At 56.4% G+C, this 23836-nt stretch carries 18 protein-coding genes; 11 read left to right on the forward strand and 7 right to left on the reverse strand.

What is annotated here, in order from left to right; genetic code table 11:
- The first annotated feature begins 18 nt into the window (after window positions 1–18).
- The 4 genes from ACR1XY_RS19945 to ACR1XY_RS19960 are packed head-to-tail and all read left to right on the forward strand — an operon-like array spanning window position 19 to window position 4504.
- Window positions 19–480 carry a tripartite tricarboxylate transporter TctB family protein gene (locus ACR1XY_RS19945; RefSeq protein WP_480595764.1) on the forward strand — a complete coding sequence of 154 codons (462 nt, stop codon included), beginning with the start codon at window positions 19–21 and terminating at the stop codon, window positions 478–480.
- A 12-nt stretch (window positions 481–492) separates the two neighbouring features.
- Window positions 493–2001 (forward strand): tripartite tricarboxylate transporter permease, encoded by a 1509-nt coding sequence (locus ACR1XY_RS19950; RefSeq protein ID WP_480595768.1) that lies wholly within the window; start codon window positions 493–495, stop codon window positions 1999–2001.
- Window positions 1998–3062 (forward strand): AbrB family transcriptional regulator, encoded by a 1065-nt coding sequence (locus ACR1XY_RS19955; protein ID WP_480595772.1) that lies wholly within the window; start codon window positions 1998–2000, stop codon window positions 3060–3062. Before ACR1XY_RS19950 ends, ACR1XY_RS19955 begins: the two co-directional genes overlap by 4 nt.
- Window positions 3063–3067: 5 nt before the next feature.
- A complete protein-coding gene (locus ACR1XY_RS19960) occupies window positions 3068–4504 on the forward strand; it encodes an MmgE/PrpD family protein (RefSeq protein WP_480595774.1) in 1437 nt (478 codons plus the stop codon).
- 527 nt (window positions 4505–5031) lie between these two features.
- Here ACR1XY_RS19960 and ACR1XY_RS19965 read toward each other — a convergent pair.
- The 4 genes from ACR1XY_RS19965 to ACR1XY_RS19980 are packed head-to-tail and all read right to left on the reverse strand — an operon-like array spanning window position 5032 to window position 10583.
- The gene (locus ACR1XY_RS19965) at window positions 5032–5880 is read right to left on the reverse strand and encodes an ABC transporter six-transmembrane domain-containing protein (protein ID WP_480595776.1); all 849 of its coding nucleotides are present in this window, start codon (window positions 5878–5880) and stop codon (window positions 5032–5034) included.
- 6 nt (window positions 5881–5886) lie between these two features.
- Window positions 5887–6306 (reverse strand): DUF2141 domain-containing protein, encoded by a 420-nt coding sequence (locus ACR1XY_RS19970; protein ID WP_480595778.1) that lies wholly within the window; start codon window positions 6304–6306, stop codon window positions 5887–5889.
- Complete coding sequence (locus ACR1XY_RS19975) at window positions 6303–9431, reverse strand: efflux RND transporter permease subunit (protein ID WP_480595780.1); 3129 nt, start codon at window positions 9429–9431, stop codon at window positions 6303–6305. Before ACR1XY_RS19975 ends, ACR1XY_RS19970 begins: the two co-directional genes overlap by 4 nt.
- 3 nt (window positions 9432–9434) lie before the next feature.
- Entirely contained in the window at window positions 9435–10583 is a 1149-nt protein-coding gene (locus ACR1XY_RS19980; RefSeq protein WP_480595782.1) for an efflux RND transporter periplasmic adaptor subunit, read from the reverse strand.
- A gap of 102 nt (window positions 10584–10685) precedes the next feature.
- Here ACR1XY_RS19980 and ACR1XY_RS19985 point away from each other — a divergent pair, with 102 nt between their 5' ends.
- Window positions 10686–11303 (forward strand): TetR/AcrR family transcriptional regulator, encoded by a 618-nt coding sequence (locus ACR1XY_RS19985; protein WP_480595784.1) that lies wholly within the window; start codon window positions 10686–10688, stop codon window positions 11301–11303.
- A gap of 433 nt (window positions 11304–11736) precedes the next feature.
- On the opposite strand, the gene ACR1XY_RS19990 is transcribed toward ACR1XY_RS19985, so the two are convergent.
- Entirely contained in the window at window positions 11737–12996 is a 1260-nt protein-coding gene (locus ACR1XY_RS19990) for an aminotransferase class V-fold PLP-dependent enzyme (protein WP_480595786.1), read from the reverse strand.
- Complete coding sequence (locus tag ACR1XY_RS19995) at window positions 12993–13121, reverse strand: hypothetical protein (protein ID WP_480595788.1); 129 nt, start codon at window positions 13119–13121, stop codon at window positions 12993–12995. The genes ACR1XY_RS19990 and ACR1XY_RS19995 overlap by 4 nt, the downstream gene beginning before the upstream one ends.
- Before the next feature lie 225 nt (window positions 13122–13346).
- On the opposite strand from ACR1XY_RS19995, the gene ACR1XY_RS20000 reads away from it, so the two are divergent.
- The gene (locus ACR1XY_RS20000; RefSeq protein ID WP_480595790.1) at window positions 13347–15881 is read left to right on the forward strand and encodes a VWA domain-containing protein; all 2535 of its coding nucleotides are present in this window, start codon (window positions 13347–13349) and stop codon (window positions 15879–15881) included.
- A gap of 15 nt (window positions 15882–15896) precedes the next feature.
- Here the strand turns inward: ACR1XY_RS20000 and ACR1XY_RS20005 are convergent, their stop codons facing one another.
- Window positions 15897–16526 carry a response regulator transcription factor gene (locus ACR1XY_RS20005; protein ID WP_480595792.1) on the reverse strand — a complete coding sequence of 210 codons (630 nt, stop codon included), beginning with the start codon at window positions 16524–16526 and terminating at the stop codon, window positions 15897–15899.
- 218 nt (window positions 16527–16744) lie between these two features.
- On the opposite strand from ACR1XY_RS20005, the gene ACR1XY_RS20010 reads away from it, so the two are divergent.
- From ACR1XY_RS20010 to ACR1XY_RS20030, 5 genes are read left to right on the forward strand one after another with little or no spacing between them, the layout of a single operon-like run.
- On the forward strand, window positions 16745–17986 hold the full coding sequence (locus ACR1XY_RS20010) for a pyridoxal-phosphate-dependent aminotransferase family protein (protein ID WP_480595794.1): 1242 nt from the start codon (window positions 16745–16747) through the stop codon (window positions 17984–17986).
- Between the two features lie 28 nt (window positions 17987–18014).
- On the forward strand, window positions 18015–19211 hold the full coding sequence (locus ACR1XY_RS20015; protein ID WP_480595796.1) for a malate--CoA ligase subunit beta: 1197 nt from the start codon (window positions 18015–18017) through the stop codon (window positions 19209–19211).
- Window positions 19211–20098, forward strand: coding sequence for a succinate--CoA ligase subunit alpha (sucD, locus tag ACR1XY_RS20020; RefSeq protein ID WP_480595798.1), 888 nt, complete (start codon window positions 19211–19213; stop codon window positions 20096–20098). Before ACR1XY_RS20015 ends, sucD begins: the two co-directional genes overlap by 1 nt.
- On the forward strand, window positions 20098–21069 hold the full coding sequence (locus ACR1XY_RS20025; protein ID WP_480595800.1) for a 2-hydroxyacid dehydrogenase: 972 nt from the start codon (window positions 20098–20100) through the stop codon (window positions 21067–21069). Before sucD ends, ACR1XY_RS20025 begins: the two co-directional genes overlap by 1 nt.
- Window positions 21069–23699 carry a phosphoenolpyruvate carboxylase gene (locus ACR1XY_RS20030; RefSeq protein WP_480595802.1) on the forward strand — a complete coding sequence of 877 codons (2631 nt, stop codon included), beginning with the start codon at window positions 21069–21071 and terminating at the stop codon, window positions 23697–23699. The genes ACR1XY_RS20025 and ACR1XY_RS20030 overlap by 1 nt, the downstream gene beginning before the upstream one ends.
- Window positions 23700–23836 lie beyond the last annotated feature (137 nt).

Below are 23836 nucleotides of genomic sequence, written 5' to 3' on the forward strand. Positions count from 1 at the left end.
CCATCGGAAGGGAACCTCATGAAACTCTCTCGCGACCTCGTCGCAGGCGGGCTGATCCTTGTCCTGTCGGCAATCCTTTGGTGGGTCACGACCACCTTTGACTCGGACCCACTTGGCATGGCGCAGGGCATGCCAGCCACGCACATGCCCCGCCTGATCCTTGGCGTGATCGCTGTGCTTACCGTCATCATGATCCTGCAAAACACTACACGTGGTGGAGACACCTTGGGTGGAAGGCCCCCTTGGCAAATGCCTGCAACCGCAGCGGTGCTTGGGCTCGCCGCCATTCTGTTTCCAGTTCTTGGCGTGCCGCTGGTGTTCTTCTGCATTTGTCTAATTTTGCCGGTGATGTGGGGTGCACAGAACTACGGTGCCATCGTCGCTTTTGCCTTTGGTGTGCCGGTCGCAATCTACGTCCTTTTCAAAATGCTGCTCGGCCTGCGGTTGCCCATGGGTCCACTTGCGGCGCTTGGGCTTTGAAGGGAGAAAAACATGGACGTTCTTGGCGGACTTCTTGAAATCATTCAGCCCACGACCTTGCTGCTGATTATGGTGGGGACAATCGTAGGCGTTCTGGTCGGTGCTCTTCCGGGCTTGTCCAGCTCTATGGCCGTTGCGTTGTTGCTGCCATTCACCATCTATCTGGAGCCGATCCCTGCAATCGCGATGCTTGCAGCGCTGTATTGCGCTGGCACGTTTGGCGGCAGTATCACAGCGATCCTCATCAATGCTCCGGGTGCGCCACCTGCGGCAGCGACCGCATTTGACGGGTATCCGTTGGCCAAGAAGGGCGAGGCAGGCAAAGCCCTCGGCATGGCTGCGGTTGCAAGCGTCGCGGGTGGCATTTTCTCTCTGATCGTTTTGATCCTGGCTGCCCCCGCACTGGCAACGATTGCATATCGGTTCGGTCCGCCTGAGTACTTTGCCCTTACGGTATTTGGTTTGTCGATGCTGGCGTCGATCAGCGGCAAATCCGCGGTCAAGAACTTGATCGGCGGCGCCTTCGGCGTTTTGCTGGCAACTGTTGGCGTCGACCTGACGACTGGCGTCGAGCGGTTCACCTTCGGTGTGCCCCAGCTTTACGAAGGCATCAGCTTTATTCCCGTGTTGATCGGCCTTTTTGCCATGACGGAACTGTTGGATCAGGCCGGGCAAAAAGACACGCCGTTGGAACGGTTTAACATGTCAGCGCTGAAACTTCCGACAATCGACGACTTCAAGCGCGTTTGGAAGACCATCCTGCGCAGCTCCGGTCTGGGCACTTTCGTGGGCATCCTGCCGGCCGAAGGTTCGACGGTTGCTGCGATGATGGGCTACAACGAAGCCAAGCGCTGGTCGAAGAACAAGGACAATTTCGGCAAGGGCGAGATCGAAGGTGTTGCCGGGCCCGAAGCCGCGAACAATGCTGCAACCGGTGGGGCAATGGTTCCAACTCTAGCGCTTGGGATTCCCGGATCAGCCACGGCTGCCGTCATTCTGGGCGGCTTGCAGATCCATGGCCTGCGTCCGGGTCCATACCTGTTCGAAAACCAACCGAACCTGCTGTATGCGATCTTCTTCGCAATGCTGATTGCGAACTTTGTCTTCCTTGGTTTCGGACTGATTGGCGCCAAGTATTTCTCGCGCATTTCGCTGATCCCGCGTCAGTTCCTCTGGCCGACCGTGTTCTGCTTGTGTGTTGTCGGTGCGTATGGTGTCGGACAGTCAATGAGTGATGTCTATATCATGCTGGTTGCCGGTCTCGTCGGGTATTTTTTGAACCGTGCCGGGTTCTCGCCCGCTCCGATCATCATGGGTCTCGTGTTGGGTCATTTGGTCGAGAACTCTCTTGCCCAGTCCATGATCCTGTTTGACCAGGACATGAGCCAGTTCCTGACGCGTCCGATTGCGCTGTTCTTCTTTGTTCTGGCTATCCTCAGCATCGCGTCTTCACCACTTAGCAACTGGCTAAAGGGCCGTCGTCGTGCAGATGCCCCTGTTTACAAAGACTTGAACGAGTGATCCTAGGCGATCTCGGCATAACTCGGGCCTTTGTACTAGTCCTGTTGCCCGCCGCGCTCGGGGGCAGCCTTTGGGAGGCCTTTGGCCTTCCACTTGGCTGGCTAATGGGTGCGGCGGTGGCGACCGGTAGCTTTGCCATGTGCAATGTCGAGATCACCGTACCCAAGCCGCTTTACAGTGTCTCGCTGGCGGCTTTGGGAGCAGGGGTCGGACTGTCCATTACACCGGATGTTGCTGCTGCACTGCTGGTCTGGGCACCCTTGATGCTTCTCGCGTCGTTTTTAGGCGTCGCGGCCGCCGTGGTTATGACACCTGTTCTGGCACACTTCGGGCGGATGGATCGCGGCACCGCGTTTTTCTCGCTCCTGCCCGGTGGCGTGATCGAAATGGCCAATGTGGGCGCAACCCATCGTGCCGACCGGACCATTGTTGCCTCAATGCATGCGGTACGTGTTGCAATGGTCGTAGGTCTTTTACCCTTGGCGCTGTACGCGGTTTTCCCGACGTCAGAAGAGATATCAACAGACGCAGCGGCACTGAGCTTGCCTCCTCTGGCTCTTGTCCTGCTTGTCGGGGTGGCGGGTGGATGGACCGCCACCCAACTGGGGCTGCCCGCGGCGTGGTTGCTTGGCGCACTGATTGCGGTCGGGTTGCTGTCGTCCTTCGGCTTTTCAAGCGGGCGGATGCCTGCACCCCTTATGGCCGTCGTGCAGGTTCTTGTCGGCATTTCGCTGGGCGCGAGATTTCGGCGGGATCGACTCTCTTCCATCCCGAGGGCGCTTGCCGCGGGTGTGCCCGTTCTTCTTGTGATCATGGTGGGGATGGCAATTGCCGCCGTATTTGCGAGTTTGATTACGCCCCTTAGCCTGCCAACTCTCGTCCTCTGTTTCTCGATTGGCGGGATGGCAGAAATGGTTCTGACCTCGAAGGTTCTAGGTCAGAATGTTGCCCTCGTCGCGGCGTTTCAGGCGGTTCGTGCTGTCTTGGTCAACGCCAGCGCCGGAGTTGTCTGGCGCATTTTACTCTCGAAATCAGATTCTCCCCATACCCCGAAAGGATAACAACCATGTCAGCTGTTCAGAATGCATTCGCCGAAATGCCCCAGGATACCAACATCACGGCCGAAGCCGCAGAATTCGTGGAAACAGTCCGTTTTGAAGACATCCCCGACGAGGCATTGCGTATCGGAACACGCTGTATTGTGGACGGCATTGGCCTTTATGTTGCCGGGTCTGAAGAACACACGATCGACATACTTGTAGACGAGGCACTGGATTATGGTGGGCGTGAAGATGCACTGCTGCTCGGACGCAACGCCAAGGTCCCAGCACCGATGGCGGCGCGTGTGTTGGGAACGGCGGGCCACGCCCATGACTGGGACGACACTCAGGTTAGCATTGATCCAGCCCATATTTATGGGCTGCTGACGCATCCAACCATTCCGCCGCTGACAGCCGCTATTGTCATGTCGCAAAAACAGGGCAACGTGTCGGGCAAGGACTTCATGTTGGCGTTTCTGACCGGCTTTGAGGTGGAGTGTAAAATCTCGGAATGGATGCTGCCCCAACACTATATGCAGGGTATGCATTCCAGCGGCACAGTCGGGCATTTCGGAGCATACGCGGCAGCTGCGAAGCTCTTGGGTCTGGAAGGAGATGCTCTCCGCCACGGTTTCGGAATAGCTGCCAGCTTCGCTGCTGGCATTCGTTGCAACTTCGGAACCATGACCAAACCCTTGCATGTGGGTCGCGCCGCCGAGAACGGGATCACCGCAGCGCTCTTGGCTGCGCGTGGCTACACAGCCGATCCACAAGCGCTGGATGGCCCATGGGGGTTCATGGCTGTTCAGGGTGGCGGTGCCAGCCCGGAGAAAATCTCGCAAGGATTTGGCAGAACCTGGACCATCGTCGAGCCCGGCGTTTCGATCAAACCCTATCCGTGTGGCGTGCTTACTCACCCAACGATTGATTTGATGTTGCGACTTGTCACCGACGCAGACATCAAATCCGGGGATATCGACACGGTGACGGTCTACGCAGGCACCAATATTCTCAAGCCCATCCGCTATCCAATTGCGTCAAATCACCTGCAGGCGAAATTTTCTCTGCCTGCGGCACTGTCGATGATCGCGCTGGCCCGCAAAGCCGGCAAAGTCGAGTTCTCGGACGCATTTGTCGGATCAGAACCGATGCAAAAAATGCAACGCCGGGTGCGGACTGAACTAGATTCCGAGATCGAGGCGCAAGGGTTCGACAAGATGCGGTCTCGTATCACGATCCGCTTGAAAGACGGTCGTGAAATAGCAGGTTGGGCCGACGAACGCTATCGCGGCGGACCGGAGAACCCGTTGACCGACACTGAAGTCGAAGCAAAGGCGCGGTCGTGCTGCGCGGGTGTCCTCACCAAAGATGAACAAGATCGTCTGCTGCGCGCGGCCTGGGGCGTTCTCGAACTTGATCGGCCCGGAGAGGCCCTCGCAGCGGCGATGACACCTAACGCTTGATCAAGCACAAACAACTCTTCTGTTTTAGACGGCAAAGAAAATGAAAAGTATCTTATCCACAGCGACCGCATTCATCATCTTGTTCTCAAGTTCAGCATATGCTGAAGATCTTCGATTTAAGCTCTTTAATGACAGCAGCGAGGATCTTGTGGAATTCAATGTATCGCCCGCCTCTTCGAATAGCTGGGAAGGAAATCTACTAAGAGGAGGATACCTCGCACCCGGCTACGAAGTGGATGTCTTCATTGAAGACGGCCTAACCACATGTGTTTATGACATTCGGGGTATCTTTTCAGATCAGTCTGCATCTGAAGACTACAACTTGGACCTATGTTCTATTGGGGAATACACCTTTTCAGACTGAGGACCTGAATTTGATTTGCCGGTCCCTCCTTCGGCGTCGAAAGTAGGTAGGAACGCGAAATGAGGAATTTGACCAGCGTTTTTTATTGATAGTCACTAGAAGGCGCTTGGAAATAACTTCACAGATTTCATTTGTGGGGTGCACTAGAGAACTAGATCGTAGTTCAATTAGACTCCAATCTGGTCGTGATTTCGGAAAGTCGCGACCACGATTGGAGTGCTATCGGAAGCGCAAGCGCCGCTTCCGCGAATTCCCAAGTGTAGCTGACAATCGAAAAGATCTTACCCGGTGAGGACTCCAGATACTGGGTTGCGAACCAAAGGTTGAACAGGACCAGAGCAATCAACTGGATGAAGATCGTTCCATACAAAACGGCCTCCGTATCCGAAAGTTTTACTTCGAACTTGCGTAGTCGTTTGAGGTGAACCAGCATCGGACGGTGACTGCGTTCTTCCAAGATGCTGACTTGCCGTTCCATTTGATGGTTAAGGGCCCGGTTCCACTCCCAGAACGTAGTATGGAATATTGCGTATACGCTTATCATGCCAACGAGCACGCCACATGCGGACAAGGCCAGTACCGGCGAAAAATAGAAGAGCAGGACTGCAGAAACAGCAAATTGAACGGTGCCTGCGATCGCAGAGGGCAGGACATCCTCGAGAAAATCCGCCAGCTCGCGTCCCATTCCAATTCGGGCATTGAGCGACGAAACAGGAAGGGTCGAAAACCGGGATGCCAGCGCCTTGCCTAATTCAACGCGGATTGTTCCATAAACCCGCGTGTCATAGATACGACGGATTACACCGATCATAGTTAGAAAAACTAGTAACACCCCAAGATGTATTAAGGGTTCAGTTCTGCCTTCCAGCAGCCCATCGATTGCGAAACCAATGTATAGCGGGATCAAAACAGTAAACACGGTCTCGGAAAGAATCAGACACCATGTAACCGCGACACGCCAACGAAAAACCCTGAGTAACGTGCCAATCGTCAGTTTTTGGTCTTTCAGCATCTGATGCTATTGGTCGTAATGAATACGAACGCGAACGTCGCCCGGCCAGACAGATGCGGCTTTGAAATCAGGTTCGTCGTCGGGGTTCGGCGCCCCGGTCGATCCGACACCTTCGAGAAACTGCGTTTCAGTCATGTTCAGGTCTTCGTCCCTGTTTTCGTCATGAAACAACAAAACAGCATAAGGACCCGCATTCAGATCAGCAAAACTGTGGCTTACGCTGCCTTTGCGCGAAGGAATCTGTGCATAGTCAACAGCGCCCCAGACATCCAACGTCTCAAACGTACGAGCCTTGTCAAACACTAGAATTACGATGTTCCCATTGGCGTTTCGGACGCCTTCAACAGTTACATTCAGGCTCTCGGCCGCGGCCGGCAGCGCCATTGCAATAGTTGCAACCAAAGTGTGAATGATTTTTCCACTCATGAGTTCGTCCTTTCCAGTTTCGGATGCCGTGGAATGGGCTTGAAGACTGCCAAGGCATCTTCAGTAATCGCGATCAACACCGGCACCAGCAGCAGCATCAAAGCTGTGCCAAAGAGTTCGCCGAAAGCCAGCGAGATCGCAGCGGGGATCAGATACTGCGCCTGTTCCGAGGTTTCAGTGAGCAGAGGCAGCAGGCCTATTACGGTTGTCGCGGTTGTCAGAAAGATGGCCTTGAAACGGCCCACTCCCGCAGTTTGCAATGCCGGATCTATAGGTTGGCCCTCATCCCTTGCCTGATTGTAGCGAGTGATCATGACGAGGCTGTCATTCACGATCACACCGGTCAGGGCCAACATCCCAAAGAATGAAAACAGCGACAACGAAACACCCATAATCAGATGTCCGATGGCGGCAGCAATAAAACCAAACGGGACGATCGCCAGAATGACAAAGGGTTGCCAGTAGCTTTTGAGCGGCACAGCCATCAACACATAGATCAGAACCGCTGCAAGCAGCAGCGCGCGCCTCAACCCGTCGCTGATGTCCGACATTTCCTCCAGTTCTCCTGCCGGCAGGACCGCTACGCTAGGGTATTTTGCGCGGAGTTCCGGAACCAGCTGATAAAAGACCGCCTGCCCGATTTCCTCCGGCGCGACGAGATCGCGGTCGATGGAGGCGGCGACAAGGTTCATGCGCTTGCCATCGCGGCGGTTGATGATGCCCGATGTGTAAGTGCCTTCGATTTCGGCGACTGTCTCCAACGGCACCCAGGCACCTGATGTGCTGCGCAATCGAGTTTGCATCAAGTCCGTCAATGTATCGCGGTTTTCCTGCGCGTTCTGCACAACGACCCGAACTTCAGACCCATCGCGCCTGACCTTAGTTACCTCTGCCCCACCGAATCCAAATCCAATCTGACGGGCGAGGCTTTCGGCGTTGAAGCCAAGATGCCGAGCATCAGAACGCAAGCGCAGCCTGAGTTCCGGTTGCCCTCCAACAAGACCGTCGCGGACGTTTGCAACGCCTTCGATGTTTGACAGAAAGTCTTTCATCTCGTCGCTCGCTTGCCGCAAAAGGTCTTCGTCTTTCGAGGCCAACCGGATGCTGAACCCTCCGGCAAGGCTCTCCGAACCGGTAAATTCTAGTTCGGTCGCGCCTTCTACCGCGCCCACACGGTCGCGCCATTCTCGCACCACGCTCAGGATCGGAACATTCGGGCGATCGATAACTGGGATCATCTCGGCATATATCTGCGCACTGCCTGCACTGTTGATTATGGTGAATACCGTTTGAACAGGTGGCGTTGTCATATCTGCGCTGTCGGCAAGTTCGGTATTTAGATCGTTCAGGATTCTTTCCATTCGATCCACATTGGCGCGGGTCAACGCGAATGGTGCGCGGGCATCCATCTCGAGGTTTACGGTAATGATCTGACCGGGGACTTCAGGGAAAAACACAGTTCTGATCTTGCCCTTGTACATCAAGCCAAGACCCAGCATTGCGGCGGAAATGAACAGGATCAGCACGGCGTAGCGATGGCGCAATGCGACCAAAAGCACGGGTTGATAAAGGTGATCTCGAACCCAGTTCAAACCGCCTTGCGCGCCGTCCTGCACGCGGCCCCAAAGGCGAGTTATCAGGTAGCGCCGTTTCTGCCCCATCGGAATGTAAGCCAAATGCGCAGGCAGAATAAACTTGCTTTCAATGAGCGAAAAAACGAGTGCCAGAATCACGATGCCCGAAAAGCCAGCCAGCACTTTGCCCAGTGGATTGTCGATCAACAGCATCGGGAAAAAAGCGGCGATTGTGGTCAAAACACCGAATACGGTGGCAACCGCTACGCGGTGCACACCGCGCTCAGTATCCGTGATCGGATCTTTCCCTTTGCGACGCTCTTCGAACACGCTCTCACCCACTACGACAGCGTCGTCAACGAGGATACCCAAAGCAATGATCAGACCGAATGTAGTGACATCGTTAAGCGAATAATCCACCCATTTTGATCCTGAGACCGCGATCGCACCCATGACCGAGATCGGAATGCCCATCGCCACCCAGAAAGCAAGGCGCACGTTCAGGAACACTGACAGCATTAGGGTCACAAGGATCAAGCCCTGCACACCGTTTGATCGCAACAAGGCAAGCCTGTCCGAGATATAACCTGCGCTGTCACCCCAGACTTCTATGTGGACTTGCGAAGGTAGCTGACGGCTGAACTCATCCACGGTGCTACGCACAACTTCACTGATCTTCAGAAGGTTTTCTTTCTGCCCAACCAAAACCTCCATTCCGACGGTCGGCATGCCGTTCAGACGAAACAGATACTCGCCGTCTTCAAAAGCGTCCTCGATATTTGAGATATCGCGTAGCGGCACAAAAGTGCCATCGTCGCGTTGAATTGTGGGAAGATCACCATATTCCGGCGCGTACCTTGCTCTGTCATCAGCCCGCAGGAATATTGTCCCGCCTTCAGTTCGCAAACGACCGGCCTGGAAGGTCAGTGAGTTTTCCCTAATGGCGCGTGTCACATCTGAAACCGTCAGTCCGTAGTGGCGCAGTTCCGCCGGATCGATTTCGATGCGTAACTCTCGCGGGATCAGTCCCCAGATCTGCAACCGCGACAATTCCGGTTGCGCCAGCAACTCTTCCTTCAGACGTTGCGCCAGGCTCTGCAGCGTGGCTGCGTCGGTTTCACCGTACAGGTTGAGGTAGAGCGCTGGGAAATCAAATTCCGAAGCTTCGATTACGGGTCGGCGCGCAGTGTCGGGGAGATCAGTCAGCCCATCAATACGAATACGCACCCGATCAAGAATGTCTTGCAGATCCTCACCACCGGCTCGGCGCACTGATACGAAGCTGAGGTCGTTTTCTGATTGCGAAGTGACACTGCGCACTCCGTCCAATCCTTCAAGGGCTTGTTCTACTTTCTGCGTGACAAGCTCATCCACTTGTTCGGCCGTAGCGTCCGGGAATTCAATCGAGATTGTAACGCTTTCGGGCGGAATACGAGGGAACCCTTCGATGCGTATGCCCAGCAGGGTCTGAACACCGAGGAACAGAATTAGCGCCATCATTAGATTGGCGGCGACGGGGTTGCGAATGAACCAAGAGGTTAGGGCATACATTTGTCAGCCCTCATCCGGCAGCGGTGTTACCCGCTGACCCGGCAAGAACGAAGCCAACGGTGTCTTGGCAATCCGCCAAAGTCCCGGTTCTTCCGGAGCGGAGATTGTGACGAGGCCTTCGTCGCGGAACATAATATTGGGGCTAATCCGTTGTAGGTGATCATCCTCACCCACCAGCCAGATGTGCCCTGTTCTGGTCACGGTGCTTTCAGGTAAGGTTAGCGCATTCTCAATCGTGCGCCCCGGCAGTCGAACCTTCAGAAAGTCACCAGCAAGGATCCGTTCATCAGGTGCGGTGACATCTAAAAACACGCGTACTTGTCGCGTGTTTTTGTCTAAGAACCCGCCGCCGTGGCGTACCAAAGCTTGGCCTAAGTGCCCGCCGGAACGATCAAACAAATCAGCCGTTGTGCCAGAAATCGGATGATCCAGAAGAACCCAGTCAGACTGGCTATACTCAGCAACCAACTCGAAATGCTGGTTGTCAGAAAGGTGAAGGAGTGCCTCGCCTGGAGAGACCGTCTGTCCAAGGCTGGCCAAGCGAAGGGTGACAAAACCTGAAAACGGAGCAATGACATTAGTTTCTGCCAATTCAGTTTGTGCAGCATTCAATCGAGCCTTGGCTGTCGCAACAGATCTTTTTGCAATACGTAGCTGAGGCAAGTTGAGCGCCAAGTCGTTGGGAGGACTCGCGCCATCTCGTTCAAACTGGCGCCGCGCAACAGTGACATTATTCTGCGCGCGAAGCAGGGCTAGTTCTGCTTCTTCAAGTTCCATTTTGGAGGCTGCAACAGCGCTCTGATAGGGTGCGTCTTCGATTGAAAACAACAGTTCCCCGCGCTTGACCTCTGAACCAGCCAACGCTGCGTCGTGAACTTTGACAATGCGTCCGGACACGGCTGACCGCAACTCGGCATCCCATCTTGGGCGAACTTCAGCAAAGGCTGAAATTTGGGCCTCTACTTCTTGTTGTTTCGCCGTGATGACAGAGACCACTGGTGGAGGCGGAGGAGACTTGGACACGTGAACGTCGATTGTGTCCTCAGTGCCGAAAAGCAGGACAACAACCGCAACAAGAAGCGCCAGCGAAACTCCAATCCAAAGCCAACGGTAAGCTGGTTTTCTTCGATTTTCGTTTGAATAGTTATTCATGACTCCGAGACTTCCTGAACAATCGAATCCGCATCAACTTGCGATACTTACCTGAATGCCATATAATATGAACGTACGTTCGTTCAATACAGAAAATTGAAGATGACAGAAACTGATAAACATCCGCGCACTTCACGTGAAAGGGCTACGGCCCAACGACGCAATCAAATACTGGAAGCCGCAGTAATGTGCTTTCTCGAACACGGATATCATCAGACTGGTGTGCGAGATATCGCGGAACGCGCAGGGGTGAGCCTCGGAAACTTGTACAATCACTTTCGCAGCAAACACGATGTGCTTGTAGAAATCGCAATGTTGGAACGAAGTGATTTGGAACAATTCCTCGACGTTCTGGCCTTAGGATTACCTGCACCGAAGGTATTGAAGAAATTTGTCAGGGCTTACGCAAAATATCTGGCCGCACCTGAGAATGTCATACTGACGCTCGAAATTGCGATTGAAGCCATTCGCCAGCCAGACATTGCAAAATTGTTTTTGGAAAACCGGGCAACGCTGACCAAGGCGCTCGAGGCAGTTATTCGCCGTGGGATTGGCGAAGCTGACTTGCGAGCCGTTTCAGATCCTCTTCAGGCTTCGCAGTTGGTGATCGAGCTCTTGGAAGGTAGTGCTTACCGAAGCGCTCTGTCGGGGGCGCCCATGTCTGAGATAATAGGAGGCGTGGAAGAATTTATTCAAAATGCATTGCTGGCGCGCAGATGATGCATCTTTGCATTTCAATGAATTTGGTTGTTCCGGCCTGCGCACACGAGAAGCATTGAGCACGGAGAAACACGACCGCCTAGTGAGGCATTTGTTTAATATGGCTCACCAGATTTTCTCATGCTGAGTATATCAGAAAAAGTGAATCCCGGTTCCGAAGTTTGGATCGGTGATGAAGAATTAGCGTTTCTTTCTGTTTCTTTTTCTTTCTTGGACATCATTTTAGCGACTTATCTTCCCATCGCAAAAGCACATAAGATCAAGTCGCAAAATAGGAGTCTCATCTTTAATGGTTTTGTACAAATAACCCAACAAAACTTCCAATACGGGTAATCATGATTATGTTAAATACAAGCCGTAACTAAACCACAGGTTTGGAGTTTTGTTTGCCAACATGGCTCTCACATCCAGCAATGCCTTTCGCACAGCTTTTTCAACCGTCTTGGCCGATCATCTTGATCGCAGCCAGAAGACGGGAAATCTCCTGTTCGGTGTTGTAGTGGCAGAACGAGATACGGATACAATCTGCCAGGCCGAGTGGCGCAAGAACGTTACCAGAGTAATGGTCGGCCTTACGCGTGTGGGTGCGAATACCTTGTTGGTTCAGAGATTCAACCACGTCTTCGGAAGGCGTACCCTCAACCACGATAGACACAAGCCCCTCGCGCGCGGGATTGTCGGCCCCACCCAGAATGGTAACGTGGTCCATGTCGCGTAGGCCCGGCAGGTTGCCGGTGCCGTTGATGGCAGTGTTGGTTAGATAGGTCTCATAGGCGTGGATGGCACGGCTTGCGGCCTCGACCCGTTTACGGGTGTCGGTCTCGTCCGAGACCTCACCCCCCAACCAGTCAAAATAGGATACCACGTCCGAAACAGTTGCATAGGACCCGGTGTCGCGGGTGCCAAACTCCCATCCGGTAGCGGGGGCATCGATCAGCATGTCATGTGGCGCAGAGCTGAGCCGGTCCGAGATCCACGCGATACCATAACCGTGGCGCGAAAACACCTTATAGGGTGAGATCACGTAGCCGTCGACGTCATAAGCGTCCAAATCCACCTGCCCGTGCGCCGCGTGCTGGATGCCGTCGACGATGATCATGCAATCCGGCGCCACCGCCCGGATTGCATGCGAAATTGCCGCAACATCCATACCCATCCCGGTCACAGGCGAGGCGTGCAGGATCGTTGCCACCGCCACATCCGGGGCCAGCAGGGCAGTGTAGTCCTCGGCCGTGACCAGGCCGGTTTCGGTGTCATGGGGTACGTTCACATAGTCCAATCCGGCAATCCCAGCCCAGCGGCGCGCGGCGCTGCGGGTGGCAGGGTGCTCGATAGACGAACCGATCACCTTGGTCCCTTTTGGTGCGGCCAGACAGGCGGTGCGGATCAGGCGAAACAACAATTCAGTGCCGCTTTCACCTGCAAAGAACTGACCGGTTGAGGCATTCATAAACACTGCCAGATCGCCTTTGGCCTTGTTGATCACTTGCTGGGTGCCCTGCCCCGCCGGATTGATGCGGCCCGGGTTGTCTGGGATCGCAGCGTAGAATGCCGAGGTCTCGGCCACTGATTTCAGCGTCAGCGCGCCGCCGGCGTTTTCGAAGAAGATGCGCTCGCCCTGAAACGGGCAGCTTTCAACATGGGCAAACCGGTCGCGGATGGCGTCGATCAGGGCGGGATTGTTCTGGATCATGGGTCGGTCCTGTGAGGTTGCATGGCTCGCGGCGCAGGGTCTTCGACGATCATCGTCACTGGCAGGCGGGTTGCAATCTTGTGCATTGCCGACATCGGATAGTCTGCCACCGTCATCTCGCTCATTGGTCGCCCGTCGGCAAAAGGGTGCCGCTAGGGCAACCAATGCACCATTGGCGTTCTTGTTTTGATATAGTCAGTGGAAGAATTGAGGGTGAACCGAAGCAGTCGGCACTTCTTTAGCCGCAACTGCGCGTTTCATGAGTCTTTAGATCAAGTGGCAGAGGTTTCGCGCAATGAGCTTAGAAGAACGGCCCTGCCCGGGTGGCTCATACGCCTCAGGAGTGTTCTATGTTTAAAGATTTCTGTCAGGCAACCGTATTAACAACCGTGTTGCTGACCGGTTCCGTAGCAGAGGCGGACGAAAATGTGATGGTCGTGTTTGATGGCTCGAATTCCATGTGGGGCCAGATCGACGGCACGGCGAAAATCGAAATTGCGCGGGACGTCATGGAAAACCTGCTGGGGGAATGGGTCGAAAACCGCAATGTCGGGCTGATGGCTTATGGTCACCGCCGCCGGGGTGATTGCGGCGATATCGAGGTTCTTGTCGAGCCCGGCCAGCAGGCGCGCAGTGTTATTCTGGACCAGATCAATGCAATTTCACCGATTGGCAAAACCCCTCTGACCGACGCGGTCGAGATCGCAGCTAAGGCGCTGTCCTACACCGATAAGCCGGCAACCGTGGTGTTGATTTCCGACGGATTGGAAAGCTGTGAGCGCGATCCTTGCGCGCTGGCGCTGGCGCTGGAACAAGGGGGCGTAGGGTTCACTGCGCATGTCGTGGGGTTTGGTCTGGGCGCGGATGAGGACGCAAGCTCGTTGGCCTGTATCGCAGAAAACACCGGCGGTCAGTATATCACCGCCAAAAACTCCCAAGAGCTGAGCTCTGCTCTTAGCGCCGTTGGGACCGCCGTGGCACAGGCAGACCCCGAGCCTGAACCCGAGCCTGAGCTGCAGGATGTCGTTGTAAAAACAGCAGAGAATGCTGTGGGCGGGTCGGATCTGCAGGTCAGTTGGACGCCGACGGTTGAAGAGAGCGATTATATAAACATTGTCCCCGTTGGGACCGGCCCAGGTGTTTTTGGCAGCTACGTGCGAATTGGTGACGCCAAAGAAGTTAAAATCACTGTCCCCGGGGGTGAGGGTTTGTACGAGGTCCGGTATTTGCACAACCAAACCAAAGAGGTATTAGGACAGGCCACGCTTGAGGTGACCAAGCCCGAGGTTGAGTTGACTGCGGCTGGGACGGTGCTGACAGGTGCGAAATTCAAGGTTGCGTGGTCACCGGCAATCAACCGGCGGGACTATGTGGCGATAGTGCCAGTGGGGTCCGACCCCGGTACGTTCGGCAATTATCAGTCGGTCGGCGGCGCGACCGAAAAGTCCCTGAATGCCCCGGCCGATCCGGGCCTCTACGAGCTGCGCTATATCCTGAACGTCGACAAGCGCACGGTGGCGTCGCAGCAGATCGAAGTAACCGATCCCAAAGTTGTTTTGCAGATCCCCGAGACCGCTTTGACCGGGTCCGTGTTCGAGGTTGCCTGGGATGGCACGGTCAGCGCGCAGGACTATATCAACATCGTTCCGCACGGGACGGACGAAGGCAAGTTCGGCAATTACATCACCGTTGGGGATGCCTCGAAAGGCAAGTTGAAGGCGCCAGCGGAACCCGGCATTTACGAAGTGCGTTACGTTTTGCGCGAAAGCAGCAAAACGCTTGCACGCGAAGCGATGGAAATTACCGCCCCAGAGGTCTCGGTTTCGGGTCCTGGTCAGGTTGTGACTGGATCAAAGTTCGAGGTGTCCTGGACCGGCCGGGTCAACGCTCAGGATTACGCTGCCATTGTCCCTGCAGGGTCGGATGACGGGGTCTTCGGTAATTACGCCGTTGTGCGGGACGGCGATACCGCTGTGCTGACCGCTCCGGCCGAACCGGGCCTGTATGAGCTTCGCTATATCTTGCGCGAGGGCTCGAAAACGCTTGCGACCGCTACGATCGAGGTCATTTCTCCGCAAGTTACAATCGACGCGCCGGAGACGGTTATCGCGGGATCGAAATTCAAAGTCGCCTGGACGGGCACCGCAAATACCCAAGACTATATCAACATCGTTCCGGCAGGCACTGAAGAGGGTAATTACGGCAACTACATCGTAATCCGTGACAACAACAGCGGCGACATTCAGGCCCCGGCGGAACCGGGGTTGTATGAAATCCGCTATGTATTGCGTGAAGGCTCCAAAACCATCGCAACGGTCAAGGTTGAGGTGACCGAGCCCGCGGTGACCATCCAGACGGTGAACGAGGTGCGCGCGGGCGATAAATTGCGGGTATCCTGGACCGAGACGGTCAGCACGAATGACTACATCAATCTGGTGCCGATGGGCACGCCGGATGGTGAGTATGGCGTGTATGCGCAGGTACGCGCGCAGTCCGAACTAGATCTGAAAGCACCGGCCGAAACCGGTCTGTACGAGGTTCGCTATCAACTGCGCGAAGGCAATCGGGTGCTGGCCCGGCAGGCGGTTGAGGTTTTGGTTGCGGACGCGGCGCTTGATACCGGCGCATCGCTTGAGGCGCCCGACATTGCCCCCGCGGGCAGCAGCATTTCGGTCGGTTGGCATACTGACAGTCAAAGCGCCGACCAGCGCATAACGCTGGCGCGCAGCGAACAGGCTATTTTCACTTGGATCTCGGCTCAAAAGATCAACGGCGATCCCCCAATCGAGATCACCTTGCCGAAGGAGCCCGGTGTTTATGAAATTCGGTTGCTGGACCTTTCAAACAAGGCGGTGCTGTCCCGAAAGGTGATCAAGGCAGAATGACGTCAGGCACGTTGCCTAGCCACCGCTCAATTGCGACGAGTAATAATAAGCAATCGCCTGGGTCCGGTTCTTCACCGACAGTTTCTCGTAGATATTGGACAGGTGAAACTTGACCGTGTTGGTCGAGATTTGCAGTTCTTTCGACAGGTCCCGGTTCGACATGCCCTTTGCCAGCGCCTCGAGAATGGAGCGTTCTTTACGGGACAGACTTTGGATCGGGTCCTGCTGCATTTTGCGGACGTCAATGAACGGGAACACCATTTTTCCCGCTGCCACTTCAGCGCAAGTATCCAGCAGGCCCTCTACCTCGCCGGATCGCGCGGCAAAGCCTGCTGCACCGGCCTGCATCGCCAATCGCGGGGTTTCGCCAGTCGTTTCCCCATAGACGACAAACCGTGGGGCATGAGCCTGTTCGCGCAATACTTCGATCAGTTTCGCAGCCCCCAGAACCGGAAGGTTCCAGTCCAAAACGCCGACCTCAACAGGCACCCGCATCACAGTTCCCAAAAACCCTTCGGCTGTGGCCGAGGTCGCGACCAGCGAGAATCGCGGGTCCCGTTCAAAGATTTCGGACATGGCAGACAGGACCAATGGATTGCTGTCCGCCAGCATGACATCGATCGGAGCGTTAGCGGTAGCAGCCATCTGATTCACCCTGTTTTGCCCAAAACAACCCATTTGGGTAGGTAGTAAAACGGTATACTTTTGTATTTTTACCTAGATGGATAGGTTTTTCCCCATACTTTTAGCCATCCTAAAGCAGTAGTAAGTTACGTTGCGTTACAGGGCAAGTCCGCGTTTTCTATTCGGCAACATAACACACCTGGCCGCAGTGCCCGAACAACCGCCGAGGATGTCTAACAATGACTTTTCAGATTTTCCCACCGCTTGAAATTCCCGAAACGCTTGCTGCGGGTCCGGGGCCAGGCAATACAGACGCCCGCGTCCTGCACGCTTTTGCCAACGCAGGCGTTGCGGATCACATGCAGGGCGATGTTCTGCGCGGTATGATCGAGTGCAAGCATATGCTGCGCAAGATCTGGGGCACAGAAAACGCCTATACTTTCGCCGTTGCCGGCACTGGTTGGAGCGCGCTGGACACCATGTTCTCGGCTGTCATGCCCGGTGACAAGGTAGTTGCCTTTACCAACGGCACTTTCTCGGGCATCGATGCACTGACCTTGCGGATCAAGGCGGCGACGCCCGAAGAGCACGCCGCCAACCCGCTTGACCCGCAGGCCGCCAGCGTCACCGTGATCGAGGTTCCGCATGGCCAGCCGGTAACAGGTGAAATGGTCGACGCCGCCCTGACCGAGCATCAGCCGAAATGGGCCTTCATGGCGCATTGGGAAACCGGCTCGGGTCGCATCAACGACCTGCGCGGGTTCTCGGATGCATGTGAACGACATGGCGCGATGGGTCTGATTGATGCGGTTTCGTCGCTGGGAGTCGATGACTTTTCGATTGATGGTTTCCCGGGCGTTGCTGGTTGGGCCTCCTGCCCGCAGAAAGGCTTGTGCTGCCTGCCGCTAACCTATGCGCCGGTCAGCTTCACCGATGCCTATATCGAAACCCTGAAGGCAACCGGTGCCTACACATACGTCCACAACCCGATTTTCGAGGCCCGCCACTGGGGCGTTGTCGATGGGCAAGATGTGGAGAAAGGCACCTATCACCGCACCCACTCGGGTTACGCGGTTGCGGCCTTCCACGAATCCCTGCGCCTGACGCTGCAAGAGGGTCTGGCCAAACGCTCGCTGTCCTACCGGACCCACGAAAAGGTCTTGCGCGATGCAGTGCTCGAAATGGGGTGCGAGGTGACTTCGGATATGCCCAGCCTCGTCGTGCTGAACCTGCCGCCGGCACTGGCGGGCCGTGAGATGGAGCTGGTACAGAATTGCCGCGCTCGCGGGTTCGGCATCTGGCCGACGCTCAGCGCACCGGTACAAGTTCGTATCGGCATCCTGAACCAACTGAACCGACAGGCCGTCAGCCGCATTGTACGCCTATTTGCCGAGGCCCTGCATGAGCTGGGCGGCGAGGTCGACCACGACGCAATCGAAGCTTTGCTGGAAAGCCGATACGGCACGTCGATCGCTGCTTGATCACACTGCATGAACGGGAGGATTGCAGATGGATATCCATGAATACCAAGCGAAAGAGCTTCTTTCGAATTTCGGTGTCGACGTGCCCTCGGGCGCGTTGGCCTATAGCCCCGAGCAAGCGGCCTATCGGGCGCGCGAGCTGGGCGGTGACAAGTGGATTGTCAAGGCACAGGTCCACGCAGGCGGGCGAGGCAAGGCCGGAGGGGTCAAGCTGTGCGATACCGAGCACAAAATCTATGAAGCCTGCGACGACTTGTTCGGCCGCAAGCTGGTCACGCATCAAACTGGCCCTGAAGGCAAGGGCATCTACCGCGTCTATGTGGAATCGGCGGTGCCGATTGATCGTGAAATCTATCTGGGTTTTGTTCTGGATCGCTCTAGCCAGCGGGTGATGATCGTGGCCTCGTCCGAGGGTGGGATGGAGATCGAAGAGATCTCGGCCGAGCGCCCCGACAGCATCGTGCGCTCGATCGTGGAGCCGGCGGTGGGTCTGCAGGAGTTCCAGGCCCGTGAGATCGCTTTCAATCTCGGCCTTGAACCCAAATTGGTTCAGCAAATGGTGCGCACCCTGCAGGGTTGCTATGCCGCCTTCAGTGAGCTGGACGCGACCATGGTCGAGATCAATCCGCTGGTCATCACCGGTGACGACCGCGTTCTGGCGCTGGATGCGAAGATGAGCTTTGACGACAACGCCTTGTTCCGGCATCCGCAGATCTCGGAACTGCGCGACAAAAGCCAGGAAGATCCGCGCGAAAGCCGCGCGGCGGACCGTGGCCTGTCCTATGTGGGTCTGGACGGCAATATCGGCTGCATCGTCAACGGCGCCGGTCTGGCGATGGCCACGATGGACACGATCAAACTGGCGGGGGGTGAGCCCGCCAACTTTCTCGATATCGGTGGTGGGGCATCACCGGAACGTGTGGCCAAAGCCTTCCGTCTGGTTCTGTCCGACAAGAATGTTCAGGCCGTATTGGTCAACATCTTTGCCGGAATAAACCGCTGCGACTGGGTTGCCGAGGGGGTGGTGCAGGCTCTGAAGGAACTCGACCTCGATATACCGGTGGTCGTGCGTCTGGCTGGAACAAACGTCGAGGAAGGTCAGAAAATCCTTGCGAAATCCGGCCTGCCAATCATTCGCGCCACAACATTGATGGAAGCCGCAGAACGCGCTGTCGGCGCATGGAAAAACGACCTTACTCAAGGCACAAAGATGAGGGCTGTGTAATGAGCATTCTTCTCGATCGTGACTCGCGTGTCATCGTACAGGGCATCACAGGCCGCATGGCGCGATTCCACACCAAGGACATGCTGAGCTATGGCACGAATGTCGTAGGTGGTGTCGTGCCCGGTAAGGGCGGAGAAACCGTCGAAGGTGTTCCAGTCTTCGACACCGTCAAGCAGGCCGTCGAAGCGACAGGGGCAGATGCCAGCCTCGTGTTCGTACCGCCGCCGTTCGCTGCCGACTCGATCATGGAGGCCGCAGATGCTGGTATCCGCTATTGCGTCTGCATCACCGACGGTATTCCGGCGCAGGACATGATCCGGGTGAAACGGTACATGTATCGTTATCCCAAGGAAAAACGCATGGTTCTGACCGGGCCGAACTGCGCGGGCACGATCTCGCCCGGCAAAGCTCTGCTGGGGATCATGCCCGGTCACATCTACCTGCCGGGCAATGTTGGTATCATCGGTCGATCGGGTACGCTGGGCTACGAGGCCGCCGCACAGCTGAAAGAGCGTGGGATCGGCGTCTCGACCAGTGTGGGCATCGGCGGCGACCCCATCAACGGTTCGTCCTTCAAGGACATCCTGCAGCGGTTCGAGGAGGATGAGGACACCCATATCATAGCCATGATCGGTGAGATCGGCGGCCCGCAGGAAGCCGAAGCTGCCGAGTATATCCGGGACCACATCACCAAGCCCGTAGTGGCTTACGTTGCGGGTCTGACGGCACCAAAAGGCCGGACCATGGGCCATGCAGGGGCGATCATTTCAGCCTTTGGCGAAAGCGCCAGCGAGAAGGTCGAAATCCTGTCGGCCGCCGGCGTGACCGTGGCCGAAAACCCTGCCGTGATCGGTGAAACGATCGCCCGTGTAATGGAGGCTGCGTGATGGTCAAACCCTCGGTTCTTGTTACCCGTCGTTGGCCTGCCGCCGTCGAGGCGCAGCTGGCCGAGAACTATAACGCCGTACTTAATACCGGGGACAAGCCCATGTCCCCGGCCGAAATCCGGCAAGCGTTGAAATCCTATGACGCGGTGTTGCCCACCGTCACTGATACTCTCAGCGCGGAAGCTTTGGATGTGGCCGGTGCGCAGACAAAGATCCTCGCCAATTACGGTGTCGGCTACAGCCATATTTGCGAGCCGTCGGCGCGTGGGTTGGGCATGACCGTGACAAACACACCCGACGTGCTGTCCGAATGCACCGCTGACATCGCCATGACACTATTGCTTATGGTGGCACGTCGCGCCGGTGAAGGTGAGCGCGAATTGCGCGCCGGCAACTGGACCGGTTGGCGTCCGACCCATCTTGTCGGCACCAAAGTCAGTGGTAAGACGCTGGGCATCATCGGCTATGGCCGCATCGGTCAGGAAATGGCGCGCCGCGCTCATCACGGGTTCGGCATGGATATCCTCGTCTATAACCGCAGCCCGATTGCTCCGGACGTGCTGGCCAAGTGCAATGCGACCCAGGTGGACACGGTTGATGACCTGTTGCCGCAATGCGATTTTGTCTCACTGCACTGTCCCGGCGGCGCCGCAAATCGCCACCTGATCAATGCCCGCAGACTAACCCTGATGAAACCCGATGCGTTCTTGATCAACACCGCACGCGGTGAGGTCATCGACGAATGGGCGCTGATTCAGGCACTAATGTTTGAGATGATCGGTGGCGCTGCGCTGGACGTGTTCGACGGCGAACCCCGCATCAGCCCGGACCTCCTGCAATGTGACAACCTCGTGATGCTGCCACATCTGGGCAGTGCTACGCGTGAAGCGCGCGAGGCTATGGGGTTCCGTGTGCTGGATAACCTGAGCGACTTTTTCCAAGGCCTTGAGCCGCGCGACCGGGTGATCTGATGCAAGCGCTGGCCCGGCATACTCAGTCCACCACCGACCCTTCGAGCTATGCCGAAGGATTGCGCTCGGAACTGCGTGCGTTGTGGCGGAACATATTGCTGAAACGGGCGCCTCACGTGTCGACGTGGGCCGAGGCAACGCCGCTGCGTCCCATCCCCACCGGGCCCGAGGCAACGCCGTATTTGCAGGCCTTGTCTATCTGGTTCCAACTGTTGCGCATCATTGACGAAAACGCCGAAGTCCGGAACCGCCGCCTGACAGAGACCCAAAGTGGGGCCGAAGCGGTCGAGGGCGGATTTGCCGAGGTGTTGTCCGACCTTTCCCTGACAGGCAGCCAGACGGAAAAGCTGACCGCTGACCTATGTGCCGGTCCCACCCTGACCGCACATCCGACCGAAGCAAAACGGGTCACCGTTCTGGAAATTCACCGGCGTATCTACCGCAACCTCGTCAGTCTTGAGACGCAACGCTGGACCCCGACCGAACGCGCCGAGTTGCTGAATGGCCTGGAAGGCGAGATCGATCTCTTGTGGTTGACAGGCGAGCTGCGCCTGTCGCGCCCCAGCCTGCACGATGAGATCGAGTGGGGGCTACAGTTCTTTCGCGATGCAATCTTTGACGCCGTCCCTCAGGTGATGGATCGGTTCGATCAGGCTTGCTTGCATGTGCTGGGCCAGACGCTGAGTGAAACACCCGATATCCGCTTTCACAGCTGGATCGGCGGCGACCGGGACGGCAATCCGAATGTCACAACCGAGATGACCGCACTGGCCCTGAAACGCGGACGTGAAACGGTTCTGGGTCTTTATCGAAAGGCTCTTGATCAGGCCGCGAGCAGGTTGAGTATCAGTGCACTCATATTACCGCTGCCCCTGCCCCACAGGGCGCGTGTACAAGAAATAGTCGATCGGGCACCTGACGCTGACCGCAATCGGAACGAACCGTTCCGGCAAGCTCTCAGTGCCATCGGCCATCAGTTGACAGGTGGCGGCTATAATCACATCTCGCAATTCGAGAGCGATCTTGATGCGCTTGATGCCGCATTGTGCGCGGTCAACGCCGATATTCTGGCGCGACGGCATATACGACCTCTGCGCCGGGCTGCGTCGGTTTTCGGGTTCCGAACCACAACCCTGGATATCAGGCAGAATTCAACCGTCACAACCGACGTTCTGGCCGAAATCTGGTCGCAATCCGGGCGGGCTCCCGAATATGGTGCACACGAATGGTCTGCCCGTTTACGGGCCGAACTGGCGGATCAGAACCTGCCTTACCAAAACCGTGATGCGCTGAGCGATCAAGCGCAGGAATTGCTCGCCCTTCTGGCGCTGGTCCATAGCGTGCGATCAGGGCCAGACCCAAGGGCAATCGGGCCATTCATCTTGTCCATGACCCGTTCTGCCGATGACATTCTCGGTGTCTACCTGTTGGCCCGTTATGCCGGGTTCGGGTCCGAGACACTGGATATTTCGGTGGTCCCGCTGTTCGAAACGATTGCTGATCTGCGCAACGCCCCAGCGATCCTGCTAAATGTACTGGGCGTTCCTCTTGCTCGCCGCAGCCTCAAAACCGATAGCAACGTAATAGAGGTGATGCTGGGGTATTCGGACAGCGGTAAGGATGGCGGCTATTTCTGTTCAACATGGGAACTCGAGCGCGCCCAGAGACGGATCGTATCGGCGCTGGCATCGCAGGGCTTTCAAGCCGCGTTCTTTCACGGTCGTGGCGGCTCGGTCAGTCGAGGTGGCGCACCCACCGGGCGCGCCATCGCCGCGCAACCCAGCGGAACAATTTCCGGGCGGCTGCGCGTAACCGAACAGGGCGAGGTTGTTTCGACCAAATATGCCAACCGAGGTACGGCCGCAGCGCATCTCGAACTGCTGCTCTCAAGCACGTTGCGCCATACTGCAAACCCTGGGGAATCTCCTGCCAGGCCCGAATTTGGCGACGCGCTGGATGCTTTATCGGAACTGTCGCAGACGGCTTATGTTTCGCTTTTGCAGATGCCCGGCTTTCTGGATTATTTTCAGCAGGCTAGCCCGGTCGAGGAACTTGCTCGCCTGAAAATCGGATCCCGCCCGGCGCGTCGGTTCGGCGCAGCCAGTCTGGATGATCTGCGTGCAATTCCATGGGTCTTTGCATGGTCGCAGAACCGCCACCTGATCACAGGTTGGTACGGGTTTGGTGCCGCGATGACCAGCTTTCGAAAGTTCCGTGGTGCGCGCGGCGATGAAGTGCTGCAGGACATGTTTCGACACTCCCGCCTATTTCGCCTCGCCGTCGATGAGATGGAGAAATCGCTCTATCAGGCGGATATGGGTATCGCCGCGCAATACAGCGAATTGGTGCACGATGAGAAAACCCGCCAAAGCATCTCGCAGGCGATCAAAACGGAATACGATAGCGCCTGCACCGCAGTGCAGTTTCTGACCGGTGGCCAGACCATCGGTCACCGTTTCCCTCGTCTGTGCGAACGGTTCGAACGCAAGCGCTCTGAATTGGCCCGAATTCACGCGCTGCAAGTCAGACTGCTGCAACTAGCTCGAAACGAACCACAGTCAGGGTCAGTTCCCGTGCCCTTGCTGCAATCCATGAATGCCATTTCCGCTGGCCTTGGCTGGACCGGCTAACCCTTTTAGGAGGTTTCAAAGTGAACGCCCCGCACCGTACCGACGATTTTTTCACCCAGTCCCTTGCCGACCGTGACCCTGAGCTGTTTGGCTCGATCACATCCGAGCTTGGCCGCCAGCGCGACGAGATCGAGCTG

The organism is Ruegeria sp. AD11(2025) (genome assembly GCF_056542405.1).